Annotated in this window: 15 protein-coding genes; 3 read left to right on the forward strand and 12 right to left on the reverse strand. The window is 71.6% G+C overall.

The genetic code is table 11. The features are described 5' to 3' along the window. The first annotated feature begins 1 nt into the window (after position 1). Positions 2-2,899 (forward strand): FAD-binding and (Fe-S)-binding domain-containing protein, encoded by a 2,898-nt coding sequence (locus tag AB0C36_RS28805; RefSeq protein WP_358359489.1) that lies wholly within the window; start codon positions 2-4, stop codon positions 2,897-2,899. Between the two features lie 168 nt (positions 2,900-3,067). On the opposite strand, the gene AB0C36_RS28810 is transcribed toward AB0C36_RS28805, so the two are convergent. From AB0C36_RS28810 to AB0C36_RS28840, 7 genes are all read right to left on the reverse strand, one after another. Continuing rightward, positions 3,068-4,948, reverse strand: coding sequence for an alpha/beta hydrolase domain-containing protein (locus AB0C36_RS28810; RefSeq protein WP_358359492.1), 1,881 nt, complete (start codon positions 4,946-4,948; stop codon positions 3,068-3,070). A 166-nt stretch (positions 4,949-5,114) separates the two neighbouring features. Continuing rightward, a complete protein-coding gene (gene hrpA, locus AB0C36_RS28815) occupies positions 5,115-9,029 on the reverse strand; it encodes an ATP-dependent RNA helicase HrpA (RefSeq protein ID WP_358359494.1) in 3,915 nt (1,304 codons plus the stop codon). A gap of 127 nt (positions 9,030-9,156) precedes the next feature. Further along, the gene (locus AB0C36_RS28820; protein WP_358359497.1) at positions 9,157-9,579 is read right to left on the reverse strand and encodes a type II toxin-antitoxin system VapC family toxin; all 423 of its coding nucleotides are present in this window, start codon (positions 9,577-9,579) and stop codon (positions 9,157-9,159) included. Then, positions 9,576-9,821: a FitA-like ribbon-helix-helix domain-containing protein gene (locus tag AB0C36_RS28825; protein WP_358359500.1), complete on the reverse strand. Its 246-nt coding sequence runs from the start codon at positions 9,819-9,821 to the stop codon at positions 9,576-9,578. The genes AB0C36_RS28820 and AB0C36_RS28825 overlap by 4 nt, the downstream gene beginning before the upstream one ends. Before the next feature lie 160 nt (positions 9,822-9,981). Further along, positions 9,982-10,995 carry a TolB-like translocation protein gene (locus AB0C36_RS28830; protein ID WP_358359502.1) on the reverse strand — a complete coding sequence of 338 codons (1,014 nt, stop codon included), beginning with the start codon at positions 10,993-10,995 and terminating at the stop codon, positions 9,982-9,984. Then, positions 10,992-12,500, reverse strand: a complete 1,509-nt coding sequence (locus AB0C36_RS28835) for an MFS transporter (protein WP_358359504.1) — start codon at positions 12,498-12,500, stop codon at positions 10,992-10,994. The genes AB0C36_RS28830 and AB0C36_RS28835 overlap by 4 nt, the downstream gene beginning before the upstream one ends. Positions 12,501-12,632: 132 nt before the next feature. Further along, entirely contained in the window at positions 12,633-14,567 is a 1,935-nt protein-coding gene (locus AB0C36_RS28840) for a putative Ig domain-containing protein (protein ID WP_358359506.1), read from the reverse strand. Positions 14,568-15,029: 462 nt separating this feature from the next. Here AB0C36_RS28840 and AB0C36_RS28845 point away from each other — a divergent pair, with 462 nt between their 5' ends. Next, complete coding sequence (locus tag AB0C36_RS28845; protein WP_358359509.1) at positions 15,030-16,985, forward strand: putative Ig domain-containing protein; 1,956 nt, start codon at positions 15,030-15,032, stop codon at positions 16,983-16,985. A 107-nt stretch (positions 16,986-17,092) separates the two neighbouring features. Continuing rightward, positions 17,093-17,977 carry a LysR family transcriptional regulator gene (locus AB0C36_RS28850; RefSeq protein ID WP_358359511.1) on the forward strand — a complete coding sequence of 295 codons (885 nt, stop codon included), beginning with the start codon at positions 17,093-17,095 and terminating at the stop codon, positions 17,975-17,977. Positions 17,978-18,235: 258 nt separating this feature from the next. Here AB0C36_RS28850 and AB0C36_RS28855 read toward each other — a convergent pair whose 3' ends face one another. The 5 genes from AB0C36_RS28855 to AB0C36_RS28875 all read right to left on the reverse strand — a co-directional run bounded on the left by AB0C36_RS28855 (position 18,236) and on the right by AB0C36_RS28875 (position 21,279). After that, positions 18,236-19,051 (reverse strand): DUF1775 domain-containing protein, encoded by an 816-nt coding sequence (locus AB0C36_RS28855; RefSeq protein ID WP_358359513.1) that lies wholly within the window; start codon positions 19,049-19,051, stop codon positions 18,236-18,238. Positions 19,052-19,086: 35 nt separating this feature from the next. Continuing rightward, on the reverse strand, positions 19,087-19,695 hold the full coding sequence (locus AB0C36_RS28860; protein WP_358359516.1) for a hypothetical protein: 609 nt from the start codon (positions 19,693-19,695) through the stop codon (positions 19,087-19,089). A gap of 50 nt (positions 19,696-19,745) precedes the next feature. Beyond that, positions 19,746-20,174 (reverse strand): cupin domain-containing protein, encoded by a 429-nt coding sequence (locus AB0C36_RS28865; RefSeq protein WP_358359517.1) that lies wholly within the window; start codon positions 20,172-20,174, stop codon positions 19,746-19,748. Between the two features lie 311 nt (positions 20,175-20,485). Continuing rightward, the gene (locus tag AB0C36_RS28870; RefSeq protein ID WP_358359519.1) at positions 20,486-20,821 is read right to left on the reverse strand and encodes a transcriptional regulator; all 336 of its coding nucleotides are present in this window, start codon (positions 20,819-20,821) and stop codon (positions 20,486-20,488) included. Then, complete coding sequence (locus tag AB0C36_RS28875; RefSeq protein ID WP_358359521.1) at positions 20,818-21,279, reverse strand: hypothetical protein; 462 nt, start codon at positions 21,277-21,279, stop codon at positions 20,818-20,820. The genes AB0C36_RS28870 and AB0C36_RS28875 overlap by 4 nt, the downstream gene beginning before the upstream one ends. Positions 21,280-21,428 lie beyond the last annotated feature (149 nt).

Below are 21,428 nucleotides of genomic sequence, written 5' to 3' on the forward strand. Positions count from 1 at the left end.
CGTGCGGCACGCCGAACACCGCGGCCGTCGCGCCCCCGACGCCCGCGGACGCCCCGGGTTGCCCGCCACCGACGGCGCCACACTGCGCAGCCTGGAGCGGGCGGCGCCCGGCGCCGTCGCCGCGCGGGCAAGTGACCGGCTGGCCGCCGCCCACGACGCCTCGCACTACCTTCTCGTGCCCCGGGCGGTGGTACGCCCCGACGGCGCGGCACAGATGGCCGCGCTGTTCCGGGCCGCCGCCGCGCGCGGGCTCCCTCTGACGTTCCGCTCCGGGGGTACGAGCCTGTCCGGCCAGGCCGGCGGCGACGGCGTCCTCGTCGACACGCGGCGCCACTTCCGCGACATCGAGGTGCTCGACGACGGCGACCGCGTCCGGGTGCAACCCGGCGCGACCGTACGCTCGGTGAACGCCCGGCTGGCGCGCTTCGGCCGCAAGCTCGGGCCCGACCCCGCCAGCGAGATCGCCTGCACGATCGGCGGCGTCGTCGCCAACAACTCCAGCGGCATGGCCTGCGGCACGGAGTACAACACGTACCGCACCCTCGAATCGGCCGTCCTCGTCCTGCCGAGCGGCACAACCCTGGACACCGGCGCGCCGGACGCCGACGACCGGCTGCGCGTGCTCGAACCCGGCATCCACGCGGGCCTGCTGCGCCTCCGCGACCGCGTACGCGCCGACCCGGCGTCGACGGCGACGATCCGCCGCCTGTTCGCCCTCAAGAACACCATGGGCTACGCGGTGAACTCCTTCGTCGACCACAGCCGTGCCGTCGACATCCTCACGCACTTGGTCATCGGCAGCGAAGGCACCCTGGCCTTCGTCGCCGAGGCCACGTTCCGCACCGTGCCGATCCACCCCCACACGGCCACCGGACTGCTCTTCTTCGACGACCTGGCGGCCGCCACCGGCGCTCTTCCGGACCTGGTCGCCGCCGGGTTCGCCGCCGTCGAACTCCTCGACACCACAAGCCTGCGCGTGGCCCGACGCGACCCGAAGGCCACCGACCAGCTGCGCGGTCTGGACCTGCGCACGCACGCAGCCCTGCTCGTCGAACACCAGCAGCCGACCGCCGAGGCCCTCGAGGACCGGGTGCGGACAGCTGCCGGCCTGTTCGCCGGACTCCCGCTCGCGGCGCCGGCCGCATTGACCGACTCGGCGCATACCCGCGCCACCCTCTGGCACGTCCGCAAGGGCCTGTATGCGGCCGTCGCGGGAGCGCGCCCTTCGGGCACCACCGCGCTGCTCGAGGACATCGCCGTCCCCGTCGACCGCCTCCTGCCCGCCTGCACCGAGCTGACCGCACTGTTCGACCGGCACGACTACTCCGACAGCGTCATCTTCGGCCACGCCAAGGACGGGAACATCCACTTCCTCCTCAACGAGGATTTCGACGACGCCCGTCTCGTCGACCGGTACCTCGCGTTCACCGAGGACATGGTCGACCTCGTCCTCGGCCACGGCGGCACCTTGAAGGCCGAGCACGGCACCGGCCGCATCATGGCGCCGTACGTACGCCGCCAATACGGCGACGAGCTGTACGAGGTCATGCGCGAGGTCAAGCAACTGCTCGACCCCCACGGGTTCCTCAACCCCGGCGTCCTGCTCAGCGACGACCCGGCCGTCCACATCAGCCACCTCAAGTCCACCCCGACCGTCGAGAGCGAAGTCGACCGCTGCGTCGAGTGCGGCTACTGCGAACCCGTCTGCCCCAGCCGGGACCTCACCCTGACCCCGCGTCAGCGCATCGTGCTGCGCCGCGAAGCCGCCCGCGCGCACCACGCGGGCGACGCGGAGCTGGCGGCGCGCATCGAGGCCGAAGCCCAATACGACTCGGTGGACACCTGCGCGGTCGACGGCATGTGCCAGACGGCCTGCCCGGTGCTCATCGACACCGGCGACCTGACCCGCCGCCTGCGCACCGAACGCCTCGGCAGCACAGCGCAGAAGCTGGGCGTCTCGGCGGCGAGGCACTGGGACGGCGTGACGCGTACGGCGGCGGGCGCGCTCACCGCCGCCGACGCGGCCCCGTCCGCCCTGCCCGGCAAGGCATCGGCCGTCGGGCGAGCGCTCCTCGGCGCCGAACTCGTCCCGGCGTGGTCACCGGAGCTGCCGCGAGGCGGCTCCCCGCGGCGTGCCCGGCCCGCGAGGGCCCCCGAGGCCGTCTTCTTCCCGTCCTGCGTCACCACCATGTTCGGGGCCGCGCAGCCGTCGTCCGCCGGATCCGGCGGAGGCGTCCGCGAAGCCTTCCTGGCGCTGTGCGAGCGCGCCGGCATCGAGATCCGGGTACCCGACGGCATCGCCTCGCTGTGCTGCGGAACACCCTGGAAGTCGAAGGGACTGACAGACGGCCACGCCGCCATGCGCGACCTCGTCCTTCCCGTGCTGCGGCGCGCCACCGGCAACGGCGCGCTCCCGGTCGTCGTGGACGCCGCCTCCTGCTCCGAGGGACTGGCCGCCCTGCTCGCCGAACACGGCATCACCGTCGTCGATGCCGTCGCGTTCACCGACACCGCCGTCCTGCCCCGCCTGCCCCGCGCCCGACAGGTCCCCTCGGTGGTGGTCCACCACACCTGCTCCTCGACCCGTCTCGGCATCCACGACTCACTCCTCCGCGTCGCCGCCGCGGCAGCCGAGACGGTCGTCGAACCGGACGACTGGACCTGCTGCGCCTTCGCCGGCGACCGCGGCCTGCTGCACCCCGAACTGACCGCCTCCGCAACCGCCTCCGAGGCCCGGTCCGTACGCCGCCACGGAGCCTCCGCCCACGTCTCCGTGAACCGCACCTGCGAACTGGGCATGACGAGAGCCACCGGTCACCCCTACCGCCACCTCCTCGAACTGCTCGAAGAAGCAACCCGCCCCCAGCCGCCCTCGACCCAGGCCGTGCCTTCGAAATAGGCCGTGGCCTCGAAGTAGGCCGTGCCCTCGAAGTAGGCCGTCTCCGAACTTGGCCGTGTTCGAACCAGGCCGTGTCCGAGGCGACGGCCCTCCCGAGTCGCCGCGTCACGGACCTTGCCGCCGACACAGGGCTCAGACCGGGGTCAGGGCGCAGGTCAGGGTCGGGGCTCAGATCAGGGTCAGGGTGAGCGTCGCCGTGTAGGCACCGGCCAGGGGGTACGCCGGGATCCGCAGCGCGAGTTGGGCGTCGGCGGTGAACTCGCCGCCGGAGACCTGCCCGCGCGGGTTCTCCGGCTGGGTGCACAGGGCGCCGTGCGTGGGAATGGGCCCGGCGGAGCCCGGCGTCGCCCCACTGGGCGCGTCGGGGCTCACGACGGCACACACGGGGGTCCACGCCAGGGCGGTGGCGGGGATCCGGCCGCCGGTGGCCGAGGTGAAGTCGGTGGACTGCCCGGTGAGCGACCACCCGAGGGTCGAGCCGCGGTAGTCCTGGACGGCCACGGTGTTCAGGCGCCCGGTCACGGTCTGCGGCGTGCCGTCGATCGTCGCGGGCGTGAGGGTGACCCCCGAGGCCTGCTGCGCCATGGCGAGGGCACCGGGGCGTACCTCGCCCTCGACGCCCTGGTCGAGCGACCCGGAGGGCGGCGGCGGGACGGGCGCGGCGTCCGCCTCCTCGTGCAGGGCCGGGAGGTCGTCGGCGAGGATCCCGCCCGCGGTGGCGGCGCGGCGGGCCGCGGCGTCGAAGGCGGCGACGTACGCGGCATGGTCGGGGTAGAGGGCACGCAGCATGGCGGCCTCGAACGGGACCGTCGTGCCCACGAGTTGGCAGAACTGGTTCGGTCCGCTGTTTCCGTCGCCGCGCAACGCCGCGATCGGCACGTCGAGTTGCGGCGTACGGACGCCGCCGAGCGCGTTGCCGTGCGCGTCGCGGACGATCGCCCCGGCCCCGTCGACCGCGATCCGCGGCATCGCGGGCGGCGGTGCCGCGCCGCCTGCCCAAGTCGTCAGACCGCGCAGCGCGGCGCGCATCATGTACGTCTGCGGCCCCGAGTTCACCGGCTTGTCGCAGCCGATCGCCGTCGCGCCCGTGAACGCGTCGGCGTGCGACGTGCCCGGCATCTCCCACAGCCGGTACGCGTCCGAGTCGTCCTGCCGCGCCGCCAGGTGCAGCGGTACGTCCGTCTCCGACTCCGTCACCAGCACCGGCACACCCGCGTCCGGCCGGATGAACGCCACCGGCACCGCGGGCTCCTGCAACCCGCCGCCGAGCGGCGCGGCGGAGGCGAAGCGGCTGTGGATCAGGAAGCCGTCGTACGCCCCGGTCAGCGGCTGCACCGCGTTCACGTACGTGGTGAGCCGGAACGCCGACTGCGACTCGCCGTTCGCGAGGAGCACGCGCTCGCCGCCCAGCCCGCCGAGCAGGTCGCCCGGCCCGGTCACCCGAAGCGCGGCGGCGACCTGGGTGAAGATGTCGTACGAGTACGCGTCGCCGGGGTGGCTCAGCGAGCCGTACCGCGCCGGGGAGTAGGACTTCAGGCCGCCGAGCCCGAACGGCCCCGGCGGAGCGTCGATTCCGGCGGCCTGCGCCGAGACGCCGACCCACGCGTACCCGCGCCGCAGCATCTCCTCGCGCATGAACTGGTAGTCGGGCGCGGTCTCGAAGCCCGCGCTCACGTTGAACCATTCGACCACCACGGTGCCGTTGAAGCGCGCCGCGTCGTTCGGCGTGCGGACCAGCACCCGCGTCTTGTAGGCCGCCGCCGTGTCCGGCTCCGCCGCCCACCGGCCCGACGCGTCCCACGTCCCGACCCGGCGGTACGAAGTCGCCTGCCCGGAAAGGAAGTACTCGCGCTCGCCGTACCCGCGCGCGGCGAGTTCGCCCGAGTCGGTGACGGCCGTCCAGGGGGAGCCGGGCCCGGTGACCGGGCCCTCCACGGCCGGGACCGGTCCCGCGGGATCCGCGTGCGCGGAAGCCGGGAGGGAGACGAGGGCGGCGAGCGCCGCGAGGACCGTACCGAGCGTCGCGAACGTGCGGCGTGTGTGTCCCACGTCGGCGGACGGTAGGGGAGATTCCCGGCAGTTACAAGGACTTCCCGCCCCGCCGCCCGCCGTCGGCGGCTCCGACTGACCCGGGCCGTTCCGACAACTCCGACGCCTCGGACAGCTCCGACAGCTCCGACAGCTCCGACAGCTCCGACAGCTCCGGCGACTCTGCCTACGACTCCAGCGCCTTGAGGATCCGCTTGTCCGACACCGGATACGGCGTCCCCAGCGACTGCGCGAAGTAGCTGACCCGCAACTCCTGGATCATCCACCGCACTTGCCGGACCTCGTCGCTCAGCGGCCGGCCCTTCGGCTGGTTCGCCAGGCGGCGCGCGTACGCCTCCTCAAGGTCCGTCACCTTCAGCATCCGGTGCCGGTCCCCGTGCGGGTCGTTCGGCAGCTTGGCCAACCGCCGCTCGATCCCGCGCAGGTAGCGCAGCACGTCCGGCAGGCGCCGCCAGCCGCTTTCGGCGATGAAGCCGCGGTGGATCAGCCCGGCCGACTGCGCGCGGATGTCGGTCAAGGCGGGCACGAGCGCGAGGCTCGTGGTGCCCTTCAACTTGACCTCCAGCGCGTGGTGCACGGTCAGGATCCGCTCGACCTTGACCACGGTGTCCTCGGTGGTCGCCGGAAGGTCGGCGCGTACCTTGGCCAGCAGCTTGGCGAAACCCTCGGCGTCCCAGGCCGGTCCGCCCGCGTCGGCCATGATCTTGTCGACCGCGCACGCCACGCAGTCCTCGAACATGTCCGCGATGTCCTTGTGCGGGTTGTGGCTGAGCGCGAGCTTGGCGCGGTTGGGCAGGCGGCCCGCGATGGCCTTGACCGGCGAGTTCACGCCCAGCATGAGCAGCCGCCGGGTGCCGAGCCACATGGCGGCCTGCTGCTCCGCCTCGGTCTCGAAGACGCGTACCGCGACGCTCGCCCCCTCGTCGACCAGCGCCGGGTAGCCCTTGACCGGGTGCCCGTCGCGCGTGGACTCGAAGGTACGCCGCAGCGTGCCGAGATCGCCCCACTCCTTCAGCCCCGCGCGCTCCACGGTGTCGGCCGCCCGCGACAGGGTCGCCTGGGACTTCGGCTTGAGCCGCAGCTTCAGCTCCGCGAGGTCCTTGCCCTCGGCCAGCGGCTTTCCCCGGTCGTCCTCGACGCGGAAGGTCATCCGCAGGTGTTCGGGTATCCGGTCGAAGTCCCAGCTCTCCGGCGGCACCGGGATCGCCTTGAGCCGCTGGAGTTCGCGGGCGAGGGCCTGTGCCAGCGGCTCCTGACGCGGCGTCATCCGAGCCAGCGCCGCGCGGGCGACGTCGGGCGCCGGAATGAAGTTGCGGCGCAGCGTCTTCGGCAGCGAGCGGATCAGCTCGGTCACCAACTCCTCGCGCAGGCCCGCGATCTGCCAGTCGAAGCCGTCCTGCACCACCTGGCCGAGCACGGCCAGCGGGATGTGCACCGTGACGCCGTCGGCCGCGTTGCCCGGCTCGAACTGGTAGGTCAGCGGCAGCCGCAGGCCGCCCTGCACCCAGAAGTCCGGGTAGTCGGCCTCGTCGATGCCGCCCGCGCGCTCGTTGATGAGCATCGACTTCTCGAAGCTCAGCAGATCCGGCTGCTGCTGCCGGGTCTTCTTCCACCACGTGTCGAAGTGCCGTCCTGAGACCACGTCCTTGCCGAGCCGCTGGTCGTAGAACTCGAACAACGTCTCGTCGTCGACGAGGATGTCCCGGCGCCGCGCCCGGTGTTCGAGCTCCTCGACCTCTTCCAGGAGTGCGCGGTTCTCCTTCAGGAACTTGTGGTGGGTACGCCAGTCGCCCTCGACCAGGGCGTGCCTGATGAACAGTTCACGCGACATCTCGGGGTCGATGCGCCCGTAGTTCACCTTGCGCTGGGGGACGATCGGCACGCCGTACAGCGTCACCTTCTCGTACGCCATCACCGCGCCCGCCTTCTGCTCCCAGTGCGGTTCGCTGTAGTTGCGCTTGACCAGGTGCTCGGCGAGCGGCTCGATCCACTCGGGCTCGATCCGCGCGTTGACCCGCGCCCACAGCCGGCTCGTCTCGACCAGTTCGGCGGACATCACCCAGCGCGGCGGCTTCTTGAACAGCGACGACCCGGGGAAGACCGCGAAACGGGTGCCGCGCGCGCCGCCGTACTCGCGCTTGGCCGCGTCGTACAGGCCGATGTGGCTCAGCAGGCCGATCAGGATCGACGTGTGGATGCGCTGCGCGTCCGCGGGCTGGTCGCCGAGCCGCACGCCCATCTGCCGTACGGTCTGCCGCAGTTGGCTGTAGACGTCCTGCCACTCGCGGATCCGCAGGTAGTTCAGGAACTCCTGCTTGCACATGCGCCGGAAACCCGACGACGACCGCTCTTTCTGCTGCTCTTGGAGGTAGTCCCACAGCTTGAGGTACGTCAGGAAGTCCGAGCCGGCCTCCTTGTCGACGAACCGCGCGTGCTGCTGCTGCGCCTGCTCCTTCTTGTCGGCGGGCCGCTCGCGCGGATCCTGGATCGACAGCGCCGCCGCGATCACCATGACCTCGCGCACGCAGTTGTTGCGCTCGGCCTCCAACACCATGCGCGCCATGCGGGGGTCGACCGGCAGCTGCGCGAGCTTGCGGCCCACCGGCGTCAGGCGCTTGCGTACGTCCGTCTGCGCCGGGTCGATCGCGCCCAGCTCCTGGAGCAGGTCGACGCCGTCCTTGATGTTGCGGCGGTCCGGCGGGTCGATGAACGGGAACGCCGCGATGTCGCCCAGCCCGATGGCGGTCATCTGGAGGATGACGGACGCCAGGTTGGTGCGCAGGATCTCCGGGTCGGTGAACTCCGGCCGGGCGAGGAAGTCCTCCTCGGCGTACAGCCGGATGCAGATGCCGTCCGAGGTACGCCCGCAGCGGCCCTTGCGCTGGTTCGCCGACGCCTGCGACACCGCCTCGATCGGCAGCCGCTGCACCTTGGTCCGGTGGCTGTAGCGCGAGATCCGCGCGGTCCCGGGGTCGACGACGTACTTGATGCCCGGGACCGTCAGCGAGGTCTCCGCGACGTTGGTGGCCAGCACGACGCGGCGCCCGCTGTGCTGCTGGAAGACGCGGTGCTGCTCGGCGGAGGAGAGCCGGGCGTACAGCGGCAGGATCTCGGTGTCGCGCAGGTTCCGCTTGGTCAGCGCCTCCGCGGTGTCGCGGATCTCGCGCTCGCCGGACAGGAACACCAGGACGTCGCCGGGCCCTTCGGCCTGTAGCTCCTCGACCGCGTCGATGATCCCCTGCACCTGGTCCCGGTCGTCCCCGTCGCCCTCGTGCGCGTCGTCGGCCACCAGCGGCCGGTAGCGCACCTCGACCGGGTACGTCCGACCCGACACCTCGACGATCGGCGCGTCCCCGAAGTGCCGCGAGAAGCGCTCCGGGTCGATCGTCGCCGACGTGATGACGACCTTCAGGTCCGGCCGCCGCGGCAGCAGCTGCTTCACGTAGCCGAGGATGAAGTCGATGTTGAGGCTGCGCTCGTGCGCCTCGTCGATGATGAGGGTGTCGTACTGGAGCAGGTCGCGGTCGGTCTGCAACTCGGCCAGCAGGATGCCGTCCGTCATCAGCTTCACCAGCGACTCGTCCGACACCTGGTCGTTGAACCGCACCTTGTACCCGACGGTCGACCCGAGCGGGGTCTTCAGCTCCTCCGCGATACGGTCGGCCACCGTCCGCGCGGCGAGCCGCCGCGGCTGCGTGTGCCCCACGAGCCCGCGCACCCCGCGCCCGAGCTCCAGGCAGATCTTCGGCAGCTGCGTCGTCTTCCCCGACCCGGTCTCGCCCGCGACGATGACCACCTGGTGGTCCCGGATCGCGGCGGCGATGTCGTCCTTCTTCTGCGACACCGGCAGCTGCTCGGGGTATGCGATGTCCGGCACGGCCGCGCGGCGCAACCCCGCCCGGAGCTCGGCGTCCTCGATCTCCCCGGCCAGTTCCGCGACGATCGAGGCGCGCGCCTCGGGGTCGCGAACACGGCGTGCCCCGTCGATCCGCCGCGCCAGCCGACGCTCGTCACGCAGGGTCACACCGGACAATCGAGCCCGCAGATCGGCGAGCGGAGCGGAGGCAGACGGCGTATCCATACGGGCCCAAGGATAGGCATGCCGACCCCAACAACCACCAGCGGATATTCCGTGCCGTCAACCCCGCGCATGCACCCCCCGTGACCGTCACGGGGAGAGCGCTCGTCGAAGCAGCTGACGTCGGCCCTCAGCCGGCGTGTTCGGCCAACAGGTCGATGGCGCAGCGGGCGACCCCGGACCGGGCAATTCGAACGTCGGCGGTGACGAGCGGCACGTCGTAGAGCTCGGCCAAGGCGACGTAGGTGGCGTCGTAAGCCGACATGTTCGCGGAGAGTTCACGCACGCGTGGGAGCAGGGGCAGATGTTCCATGCGTTGCACCCGGAGACCGGCGTAGTCTCGCAAGGCCGCGTCGAGCGCCGGTTGTGTGAGCTTAGGTTGCCCTCCGCGAACGCCCCGGGCCATGCCTAGGAGCGCAGACGACAACTCGACGTCGAGCAGATACGGCGCCAATATGGCGTCCGACTTCGCTATGCGATCACGCGCCGCACGGCCTATTTCGCCCAGGTCGGTGTAGGCGGAGACTAAGGCGCTGCAATCAATCACGATCACCGGCGTTCGCGCCCCTCGTCAATCGCAGCGAGGATGTCCGCACCGGTGATCGGGCCGCTCGGCGCGTTGAGCCGGGCCACGTCCGCAGCCCGAGCAGCGGCCTCCTCGAGCGTCGGCATCGCGGCTTCACGCTCTATGACGTCGCGCACGTATGACTGCAGCGATTGCCGCGCCCGCGCGGCACGGACCTTGAGGACTGTCAATGCGTCCTCGGAGACGTCTCGGACATAGACAGTAGCCATGTCGCTCATTCTAACCCCTTTGCTAGCAGTCTGCTAGCAGCGTTGGCATTGGTGGGCAGTGGGACGACTGGTCGCCAGTCGACGTCCAGCGTGATTGACATTTGTAGCTCAGCGAGCGCCATTGCCGAGGATTCACCTGTTCAGCCCAGTCCGGGCGAGTTCACGGCCGGAGGACCGCGGGGGTCAGGGCGTGTCTCAGGACCAGGGACGGGGTTCCGGTGCCGTCGGCGCGTACGGACCAGACGTCTGCCCGCAGGTCGCCGGGGAGGTTGTAGAGGACCGTGCCGTCGTCCAGCCACTCGGCTTGGTCGTCGAGGGTCCGGGTCTCGGCGGTCGGGGTCTCGCGCCCGGTGGCCAGGTCCAGGGTGAACAGCTTCCAGGGCCGGGACGGGTCCGTGCCGTCGACGCGCTTCTTGTAGGCGAGCTTCGTGCCGTCGGGTGACAGTGAGGGGCACTCGACGTTGTCCCGCAGGGTGCGCAATGTGCGCGCGGCGAGGTCGCCCTCGGCCAGGTGGCGGTGGCCGTCGGTCGCCACGGTGGCGTAGAAGCGGTTGTCGTCGGCGGCGAAGGTGACGCCCCAGATGTTGACGTCGGCCGCCTTGTACGGCTTGCCGTCCCGGATGATCGAGAACTCCTCCAGGTTGTTGTGCAGCGTGTCCGTGCGCCGGTCGAGGATCGCGGTGCGCGTGGAGAAGTCCAGCCCCGCGTACGACTCCCCGCCCACGAACGAGGTCCACGCGACCAGCCGCCCGCTCGGGGAGACCCGGGCCCGCGACGGTGTGCCGGCCATCTCGCGGCTGTCCACCGGCAGCAGGCGGTTGTCCAGGATCACCGCGTTGTAGGTGTGCAGCGCCGCGTTGGCGAGCTTGAGGCATACGCCGGTGCCCTTGGTGGCGTGGAATACCAGGCACGAGGTCGGCGAGATCCGCCGGTTGTCCTTGCCGTCGTCCTTGCCCGTGTCGGACAGCGGTACGGCCGCCAGGTGGTCGCGGCCCGTGCCGGCCATCGTGGTCCGGAACACGATCCGCCCCGGGGCGTCGAGGGTCACCTCGCTCAGCTCCTGCCGCGGTCCGCTCTCGGACCGCCCCGCGGCGTGCAGTGTGTAGGCCACCGCCACCCCGATCAGGAGGGAGGTCACCACGGCGAGCACGACGGTGCGGGCGGTGCGGGTCATCGGGCGTCCTCCGGGACGGTTTCGCGGCAGCGGTACGCGACCAGCGCGGTGGCGGCGCACGCCGCGCACAGCACCGCGGCCGCGGTGACAAGGGCGGTACGCGGCCCCCACACCGTCCAGGCCGCGCCGAAGGCCACCGCACCGATCGCGCGGCCGGCCGCCTGGCCGGTTTGGACGAGGGCGAGGGACCCGCCGCGCAGCCGTTTGGGGGCGAGCGGCGCCGCGACGGCCATGAGCACTCCGTCGGTCGCGGCGTAGAAGACGCCCAGCAGGACCAGCGGAAGCACGATCAGCAGGCCGCGCGGCACAGGGGTCAGCAACACGACGTAGCAGAGGAGGAGAAGGACGTGGCCGGCGAGGAACACCCGCAGGCGGCCCACCCGGTCGGCGACGAGGCCGACCGGGACGGCGAGGAGCAGGAACCCCAGCGCCGTTCCGAAGGGGAGCAGCGGGAACAAGTGCGGCCGTAGGTCCACCTGTTGCTGGAGAAGGAGGTAGACCATGCCGTCGCCGATCGTCGCGGCGCCGAGCACGAGGGCGTACAGGCAGACGCGGAAGAACGCGGGGACGCGCAGCACCCCGACGGCCTCGCGCAGGCGCGGCCGGGCGGCGGGTTCCGTTGCTGCGGGCGCTGCTCCAGGCGCTGGTTCGGGCGTGGTTTCGGGGGCTGCCGCGGGCGGTCCTTCGGGCGCTCGCCGGGGAGCCGCCTTCGGCGTTGCCGCGTACGGGATTTCGCGGACGTACAGGCACAACAGCAGGACGCCGAAGGCGGCGAGGCAGAAGCTGACCACGAAGACCGCGTCGTACGCCTGCGCGGTGAACCACAGGACCGCCATCGCCGCCGGCGGACCGAGTAGTGCGCCCGCCGTGTCGAACGCCCGGTGCACGCCGAATGCCTTGCCCTGAGCGCCGGTTGGTGTCGACAGAGAGATCAGCGCGTCGCGCGGCGCGGTCCGGATGCCCTTGCCCATGCGGTCGGCCGCGATCACCGCCCCGATCACCGGCACCGAGTGCGCCGCCGGAAGCGCCAACTTGCAGGCCGCGGAAAGGCCGTAGCCGAACCCCGCGACGGGCTTGTGCCGCCGCGTACGGTCCGCGATGTGCCCGCCCGCGATGCGCAGGAACGCGGTGGCGCCGTTGTAGAGGCCGTCCAGCATGCCGAACGCCAATGGCGACAGGCCGAGTCCGAGCACGAGGTAGACGGGGAGGATCGCGGTCACCATCTCGGCGGAGACGTCGGTGACAAAGGAGACCATGCCGAGGGCGACCACGTTGGGGGCGACGATGAGGCCCACCCGGCGGCGCGACCGCGACGGCGACCGCGACGACGACCGGGACCGCCCCTGCGACCGGGACCGCCCCCGCGACTGCGGCTTTGGCCCTGGCCGAGTGCCGGACGGCTCCTCGGGGGCAGCGTCCGAAGTGCCGGGATCGGCACCGGGGTTCGGCTCGTCGTGGCGAACCCCGGTGCTCAGGTCGCCGCTGCGGCTGGAGGACAGGTACATGGCGCGCTCCCGGGCCGGGCGGAGGCCGGACCGGTGTGCGGGGCCGCGGAAGAGACGGCCTCCGCACACCGGCCGGCCGGTGACGTCGGGGGATCTCAGTCAGGAGAGATGGGCGGCAGGAGCCTCACGGGCTCAGAACCACGCCACCGTCCACCCGAACGTCGTGCTCCCGGTCGCGTTGCCGGCGTCCTTCGCGGTGACCTTCACCGTGAACGACCCGACGCCCCAGGCGCTTCCGGAGATCTGGCAGTTGAACGGGTTGAGCCACAGCCCGCTCGGCAGCCCGGTCGCCGAGCAGGTGTACGGCGCGGTGCCGCCGCTCACCTGGAGCTTGAGGTCCACCTTCTGGTTGAACTTCGACGTCTGATTGCCGGGGTTGGCCACCTGGACGCCGGTCTGCGGCGGCGGTGTGACCGTCCACGTGAACGAGGCGTTCGCGCTGCCCGCCGCGTTGCTCGCGGTCACCGTGACGTTCGAGGTGCCCGCGGTGGTCGGCGTACCGGTGATCTGGCAGGCGGAGTTGACCGACAGCCCGGCCGGCAGTCCGGTCGCGGTGCAGGTCGGCGTCGGCGTGCCGGTCCGCTGCACCTGGAGGTTGACCGCCGTGCCCGCCTGGGTCGTCTGGTTGCCCGGACTCGTCACCGTGGGCGGCGTGTTGCCTCCGGTGGTGACCGACCACGTGAACGTCTCGCTGTCGGTGCCCTGGCTGTTCGTCGCGGTGACCGTGGCGCTGCTGTCACCGAGGATGGTCGGTGTTCCGGTGACCAGGCACGAGGAGCTGATCGACAGCCCGGTGGGCAGCCCGGTCGCGGTGCAGGCGGGTGCCGGGTTGCCGGACACCTGGATCTGCTTGCTGACCGGCTGGCCCTGCGCGCTGGTCTGCGGGCCCGGGTTGGTGACGGTCGGCGCCACAGGGCCGCTGCTGATGGTCCACGGGAAGGACACCGCCGCCGAACTGGCGTTCTGCGCGTCCTTCGCGGTGACCGACACGGTGCTCGTTCCGGCGGTGGTCGGCGTGCCCTGCACGGTGCAGCCGTTGCCGGGGTTGCCCAGTCCGGGTGGCAGCCCGGTGAAGGTGCACGTGTACGGCGCGGTCCCGCCGGAGACCTGGAGCGGCAGGTTCACCGACTGCCCGACGGAGGACGCCTGCGGACCGGGATTGGCCACGACCGGCGGATCGGTCGGCGTGCTCTCCCAGACCTCGGTGATCGCCGGGACGTTGGTCGACTGGCCGGAGGTGCGCAGCCCGTACATGTCCTGGAGGGTGCGGAGCATGTTGTAGTGGTTGTAGTTGGTGCCGTACGTGCCCTTCTTCACGTTGGCGCCGTAGAACACCGTGGCGATCTGGTTCTGCGAGCGGAACGCGTCCTCGTCCCACGTCACGATCAGCAGGCTGTTGTTGCTCTTCGCCCACTCGGCGTAGCCGCCCAGGTTGTTCTTCGTCCAGGTGTCACCGGTGCCCGTGCAGCCCAGGTCGTGCATGTCGTTGCACAGGTCCGGGACGACGAAGGAAACGGTGGGCAACTGGTTGTAGTCGGTGGGGAAGGCGCTGAACTTGTGGGCCGTGGTGGTGGGCACGTTGCTGAACGCGAACCACGGGTTGTGCTTGCGCGCGTACTTGTCCGTGGTGCACGTGGCGGGGTTGCCGTCCCAGTCCTCGTTGTAGCTGCCGAACGTCCTGCCCTTGTCGAGCAGTTGGCGGGCCAGGTTGTCCGCGGTGTACGGGGAGCCGGGCTCCGGGCACTGGTCCAGCGTGGCGCCCTGCGTGGCCCCGGAGAACATCGCGAAGTAGTTGCCCTGGCTGGGGTGCACCTCGCCGTGGAAGTTGGTGAACGAGGCACCGCCGCTGATGAGCGAGTTGATGTACGGCAGTTGCGCGTTGCCGACGACGCTCTCGTAGTTGGTGTTCTCGTGGACGACGATCACCACATGGTCGAACTGCGGGATGGTGGCTGCCGAGGCCGGTGCGGCCGTCAGCGCCACGATGCCTGCCGTGGCCGCCGCGGCGGTGCCGGCCAGGACGGCCGTCACTTTCGCGTACCACGACCGGCGCGCTCGTTTGAGCACGGGTTGCCTCCTTGGTGATGACCTGCCGGGCGACCCGGCCGGGTCACCCGTGACATCGCTTGGCACTGCGAACGGGCATGGGGACATTGCTCGTGCGCGCCGGACGGAGGCTGCGCCGGGGCATGGCGGAGGGATGGCCAGACCACCGCGGGAATGGTCGTGCGGACCGCGCGCCGGGTCAACGAGGGGAATTCGCCGGTTGCCGGCAGCCGGCTGCGCTCAACGTGCTGACCTGCGGCTTCGCACAAGATCGGTGGGCATCCCGACCCAGACGACATGCACCGATGCCGAAACGGTCGCTCTCGGTTCCGCATCGGCGGCGGATTCCCGCGGCGGCCCGCGAAGTGCCCGGGTACGGACCGGAATCGGAGGAGGACCGTGCGAAAGCCATGAGGCACTGTCATGGGTCGATGCGGGACCGGTATTGGACCGGGAGGAGTGCGGACTCATTCCCTTGGACGCATGGCACAACACCCCAGGCACCGCAGACGCGTCGGCCGGACGGCCGGGCGCACCTCCACCGTTCTGGTCGTCGCGGCCCTCGTCGGCGCGACCTTCGGGGCGGCGCCGGCGCACGCCGTCGACCCGCCCACCACTGTGTGCACCATCGGCGACGCCCGTATCGACGAGTCCAGCGGACTCGCGATGAGCCTCAGGCATCCGGGCGTCATGTACACCCACGGCGACAGCGGCAACTCCACCGAGGTCTTCGCGCTCGACGCGGCGACCTGCGCGGTCCGTGCCGTCTTCAACGTCGCCGGTACCACCAACTCCGACTGGGAGGCGATGAGTGTCGGCAAGGACGACCAGGGCCGCCCGGCCGTGTTCGTCGGCGACATCGGCGACAACGCCTCGGCCCGCAGCGACCTCAAGATCCACCGGTTCACGGAGCCGGACACGCTCACGAACCAGACGGTCACGCCCACGACGTTCGCGGTCGCGTACGCCGACGGCAGGCACGACGCCGAGACGTTCATGATCGACCCGCGCGACAACCGGCTCTACATCGCCACGAAGATCCTCTTCGGCACCGGGTCGAGCGGCGTCTACCAGGGGCCGGCGACCCTGAGCACCTCTGGCACCAACACCTTCACCCGGGTGGGCAATTCGCCGCTGACCGGCACCGACGGCAGCTTCGCGCCCAACGGGAAGTCCTTCGCCATCCGCGACTACGGCAACGCGTACGTGTTCACCGCCCCAGGCGTGCAGATCGCCCAGTTCGCGCTGCCGAGCGTGTCGCAGGGCGAGTCGCTGACGTACACGCCCGACGGCAAGGCGCTCCTGGTCGGCAGCGAGGGCGCCAACAGCCCCGTCTGGAAGGTGCCGTTGCCGCCCGAGGCGATCCCCGGCGACGGCGGACCGGTCGTCGCGAACCCGGGTGCGCAGAGCTCGACGGTGAACGTCCCGGACAGCCTCGCGGTCCAGGTGAGCGGCGGGACCGGGCCGTACACCTGCACGTTCACCGGCCTCCCGGCCGGGCTCGGCAACGCGTCCGGCGGCTGCACCGTGCAGGGCACGCCGACGGCCGCGGGCACCGCGAACGTCTCGGTCACCGCCAAGGATGCCGCGAACCAGACGTCGGCACCGGTGGCGTTCAGCTGGACGGTGGAACCCGGCGGCGGCAACCAGGCGCCCGTCATCACCGCCCCCGGCAACCAGACGACGCCAGTCGGCACGGCCGTCAACCTCCAGGTCCAGGTGGCCGGTTCGCCCGCGCCGACTTGTACCGCCAACGGACTGCCGGACGGGCTCGCCATCAGCCCGTCGTGCCTGGTGAGCGGCACGCCGACCACGCAGGGAGCACGCAACGTCGTACTCACCGCGAGCAACTCGGCCGGTACCGCACAGCGCGCGTTCGTGTGGACGGTGACCCCGGGCGGAGGGGGGACCACACCACCCACGATCACCGCGCCGCCGGTCACCGGCCTCGAGGTCGGCAAGCCGGTGAACCTCCAGTTCGCGGTGACCGGCAACCCCACGCCGACCTGCTCGGCGACCGGTCTGCCCGCCGGGCTGGCCTTCTCGCCCTCCTGCGTGCTGTCCGGTACGCCGACCGCGGCCGGCCCGTCCAACGCGGTCTTCACCGCGGCCAACAGCGCCGGCACCGCCTCGGCGCCGGTCACGCTGACGGTCGCCCCGGCACCCGGCGGCGAGGTCGTCGTCACCAACCCGGGCAACCGGGCGTCGAAGTTCAACCAGAAGGCGGACTTCCGTATCCAGGCGACGCCTTCGACGCCGGGGGCGACCCTGACGTACGCGGCGACCGGGCTGCCGTTCGGCGTCTCGGTCAACGCGGGCACGGGCGCGGTCACCGGATCGGTCTGGGGAGTCGGCACCTTCCAGGTGACCGTCACCGTCAAGGACAGCGCGGGCAAGACCGGAACCACGGCGTTCACCTGGACGGTCACCTGGTTCTGACGCACCGGCGCGTACACCCGGACAGGGCGCGCACATCCGGCTGGTCGGACCGGATCCGACCAGCCGGATGGGATGACCGTGCACATACCCAGGAGTACGGTGCAAACGTGACTCTTCAACAGCTGCGCTACCTCGTCGCCGTTGTCGAGCACGGGAGCATGACCGCGGCGGCGCAGGCGCTCTTCGTCGTCCAACCGGCGCTGTCGCGGTCCCTCCAGGCGCTCGAACGCGAGCTGCGCGCGGAGCTGTTCGTACGTTCGGGCCGCGGCATGGCGCTGACCCCGGAAGGCGTCAGGGTCGTGCACCTGGCCAGGAGGGTCCTGGCGGGCATCAGCGCGATCGAGGACTGCGTCAGACCGGGCGCGCCGTCTTTGGGAGCCCGCGTACGGCTCGGTACGACGCAGACGCTCGCCATCGAGTTCATCAGCACGCTGCTCCCGGCCTTCAACCGGCACCGCCCGGACGTCCACGTGGTGGTGGCGGGCCACGCGAACCGCGACCTGCTGTTCGACGCGCTGCGCAACGGCGCCGCCGACCTGGTGCTCGCGGACCTGCCGGTCCCGTTTGACCTGCGCGTCCACGCCCTTCACCACCACGAGGTGGTCCTCGTCTCGCCGCCCGACCTGCGGCTGCCCGAACCGGTGACCGTCGAGTCGCTGGACGGCCTGCCGATGATCCTCCCGGCCGCCGACTCGCCGCGCCGCAAGGAGTTCGAAGTGCTGTTCACCACGCGGGGGATCCGCCCGAAGGTCGCCATGGAGACCGACGAGCGCGGGGCGTGGCTCTCGTGCGTCGCGGGCGGCGTGGGTTCGGTGCTGTGGTACGCCGACATGGCGCACCGGTTCGAACGGGCGGTCACCATAAGCTCGTTCAATCCGCCGATGCGGCGCACCATCGGGTTCGCGTGGCTGCGGAAGCCGATGACACCCGAAGTCCGGGCGTTGTGCGCCTTCGCGCGGGCGCGTGGCGTCGAGGAGGCCGACTACACCTGAACCTCGGCTGCACCTGAACCGGGGCCACACCTGGCCCGCAGGGACGCAAGGTCAGGGCACACGCGAGGGTCAGGGCACATGCGAAGGTGCGGGGCACATGCGAAGGTGCTCGGCGCACGCGAAGGTCGGGGCGACGTCCGGGCGCACGCGAAGGTCGGGGCGAGGCCCGGGCGCACGCGAGCCCCAGGGCACCGGCGAATTGCGGTACGGCAGGCGGGGCGGCGAAGTCCCGCCGCCCCGCCCGCATCTGCCGGTGGGTCAGCTTCCGCTGGAGGCACCGCGCCGACGCCACCACCACGCGCCGCCCGCGCCGCCGACGACCACCACCGCCGCGACGATGCCCAGCACGACCGGCAGCGTCGACGAGTCGTCGTCCTTCTTCTCGTCGGCGGACTCGCCCGCGAGTGTGGGCGTGACCGAGGGCGAGCCCGGGGCGGCCGCACCCGGCGTCGTCGCGGGGGGCGGGGGAGCGGCGCTGCTCGCCTCGGCGGACGGAGCCCCGGTCGGAGCCCCGGTGGGCGCACCCGTCGGCGCGGCCGGGGTGGGCGGAATGACCACGGCCCCCGGCGCCGCCTTCTGCAGCGTCAGCGCGGGCGCGGGCTTGGCCGCCGCGTTCGAGTGGTCGTCGCCGGACTTCGGCACGTCGATCCAGCGGTCGACGCGTCCGTCCGAGTACGACTGAAGCGTCTTGAAGACCAGCAGCTCCGTGTCGGGCAACTGCCGGACCTTGACCTTGTACTCGGCGTCGGCGCCCGGTGCCAGCGCCGTCCCGGCGACGGTGTAACCGTCGTCGGCCGGCGTGTAGGACCAGCCCGACGGGCCTTCAAGGTAGGTGACGTCGCCGGGGACGATGCCCTGCGGCAGCACCACCCGCAGCGACGTGATCCCCGCCGTCGTCGACTCGGCGGCGGCCTCGAAGGTGAGGGTGACATCGGTGGCGAGCGCGCGGCTGTCCGAGGCGGTCACCTCGTTGTGCGCGAACGCGGGGGTTGCGGAGACCAGGGCGATGGCCCCGGCGGCCGCGACGGCCAGGGCGAAGCGCCCGGCCGAGGGCAGGCGGAAGGTACGGCTCACGGAAACGGCTCCTGAAGGATGCGGGGGCTTGCGGATCAGCGGACGAAAGCCCCCGCCGGCGGCCCGCGCCGCGCCAGGTCGTACCGCGTCGCCAGCCCCCGGTGGACCCCCGGCCGTACCGCAACCGCGCCTATCCGCGGCAGGTTTCGGGCCGGGACCGTGCGGAGGCCGAGCAGTACGCCTACCCCTGCCCGCACCCGCGCGTCCCACCGCGCCAGCAGCCGGAACACCGCTGCTTCCCCGACCCGCAGCCATCCGGCGGCGGCCACCGCGACCGCGAGGTGCGCGGCCAGCATCCACGTGCCGCTGCCGGGCTCCGCCGGCGGCCCGCCGTGCCGGTGCCCCGGCTCATGGCCGTGCCCGTGCGCCGAGCCGGAACCGGCTGCGTGTGCCACGGCAAACGAGAACCAGCTGTGCAGCGCGAATTGCCCGACGCCCATTGCGCCCGCCAGTCGCGGCCCCGAACACTCCCGGGCGGACCCGGCCCAGCCCGCAAACATGGCCGCGGCGAAGGCGCCCAGCACGGCCCAGCCGGGCACCGCGCTCCCGGAGGCGAGCACGTGCCCGCCCGCCGACAGCACGACGCACACCCCGGCGAAGACCCCGGCGCGCAGCAGTTGCAGACCCTCGGAAACACTCGGCATGGCCGCCACATCCTCGCAGGCGGCCGACCCCTATGGGCCGGTGTCCGCGATCAGGCGGTCGCCACGTCGAAGGCGACCGGTTCGAGGAGGGCTCCGGTCGGACGCGCCAGCGTCAGCACGCTGCTGGGCTCGGCGACTTCGAGGAGGTGCCAGCGCCCGGCGGGAACGGTGACCGCGGTTCCGGGGCCGAGCGGGAAGGTCCGGCGCGGGTGGCCGTCGTGGGCACGCAGGTGCAGGTTGACGGACCCGGATGCCACGGCGACGAACTTGTCGGACGTCGGGTGCATTTCCCAGAAGTGTTCGCGGAAGTCGCGTCCGTTGACCGCGCGCACCATGTTGAACGTCCAGCCGTCCTCGGAGGAGTCCGCGGCAAAGGGCGGGAACGACCTTATGGTGCCGTTGTCGTCGAGACAGGTCACGGTGCCGAACAACGCCGTCGGCACGCACGGGGCGGCTGTTCCGATCGAGGGCATGGTCACGTCGAATCGTCCTTGGTTCGCGGGGTCTCCATCGTCCCTGCGACGGCGCACGCCGGAGCGAGCCGGACGTCCGTCCCAGGTTGCGGTGAGCAGCACGCTAATGCCTCGCCCAACTGCGAACCACGGCCCTCGTGCACCATTTTCGGCCGAACGCAGGGTGCTCGCGCACCATCTGCAAAGGTACGGACGAACGATGTGGTCCTCGCCGCGCACGCGCCGGCCCGAACCAACTGCGTTCGATTTCGCGACCGTCCCGCATCCATGCGCACGATGTCCGGGCTCTTCCGTCGCCACCTCGTCGTCCCGGAAATCTATCCGAGCGGATGCTTCTCGGGCTGCCCCTCCGCCGCCGGAGCCGAGGCGTTGGCGAGGATCGCCTGGAGCGCCGCGATGTGGCCCTCGAAGGCGTCCCGGCCGATGTCGGTCAGGCGGGCGAAGCGCTTGTGGCGGCTGCCGGTGAGGCGGCGTTCGGTGGCGACGTACCCGGCCTCTTCAAGTGTCGTGAGTTGCTTGGACAGCGCCGAGTCGGACAGTTGGAGCCGGTCCTTCAGGTACGCGAACTCCGCCCAGTCGGCCGCCGCCAGGGTCGCCACCAGCGACAGGCGGGTGCTGGGGTGGATGAGCTCGTCGAAGCGCGCATCCGTCATGCCCGGACCCACCGGCGCAGGACGCGCAGGATCTCCGGTCCGCCGAACCCGACGACGGCGGCGACCAGCACCGCGGCCCAGATGGCCGCGTGATCCGCGCCGTCCGCGTCGAGTGCGAACCCGGCGAGGACGGTGACGCCGACGAAGGCGACGAGCATGCCGACCACCACAAAGGGGATGCGGGCCCCGGCGACGGCCCTGCTGACCTGGAGCCGAGCCGTGCGGCGGCGTCCGTCGAGCAACCGCGACGCGAGCGCGGCGTGCCCGGCACCGAAGAGCAGGGTCGCCGCCCCGGCCGCCCAAGCCGGCGCGGCAGCCCCGACTACGCCCAGCACTATCCAACCGGCCGCCATGGCCCACCAGTACGCGCGGGGCAGGCCCACTTCATCGGCGACCTGGCGCCGTGCCTGGTGGGCGGAGTCGAGGGCGGCTTCGGCCTGTTCCGGGGTGATGTCCACGATGAATCCTCACTTTCCTGGTGGGAAAGCGAGAATCCCACTTTCCCACTGGGAAAGTCAAGGGCCGCAGGCCGGCCCGAGGCCACGGCACGGCTCCGACCGGGATCCAGTGAACCTTTCCGGTCACAGCACTAGGTGACCGGGCCTGC

It is taken from the genome of Streptodolium elevatio (genome assembly GCF_040649515.1).
GTDB classification, from domain to species: domain Bacteria; phylum Actinomycetota; class Actinomycetes; order Streptomycetales; family Streptomycetaceae; genus Yinghuangia; species Yinghuangia elevatio.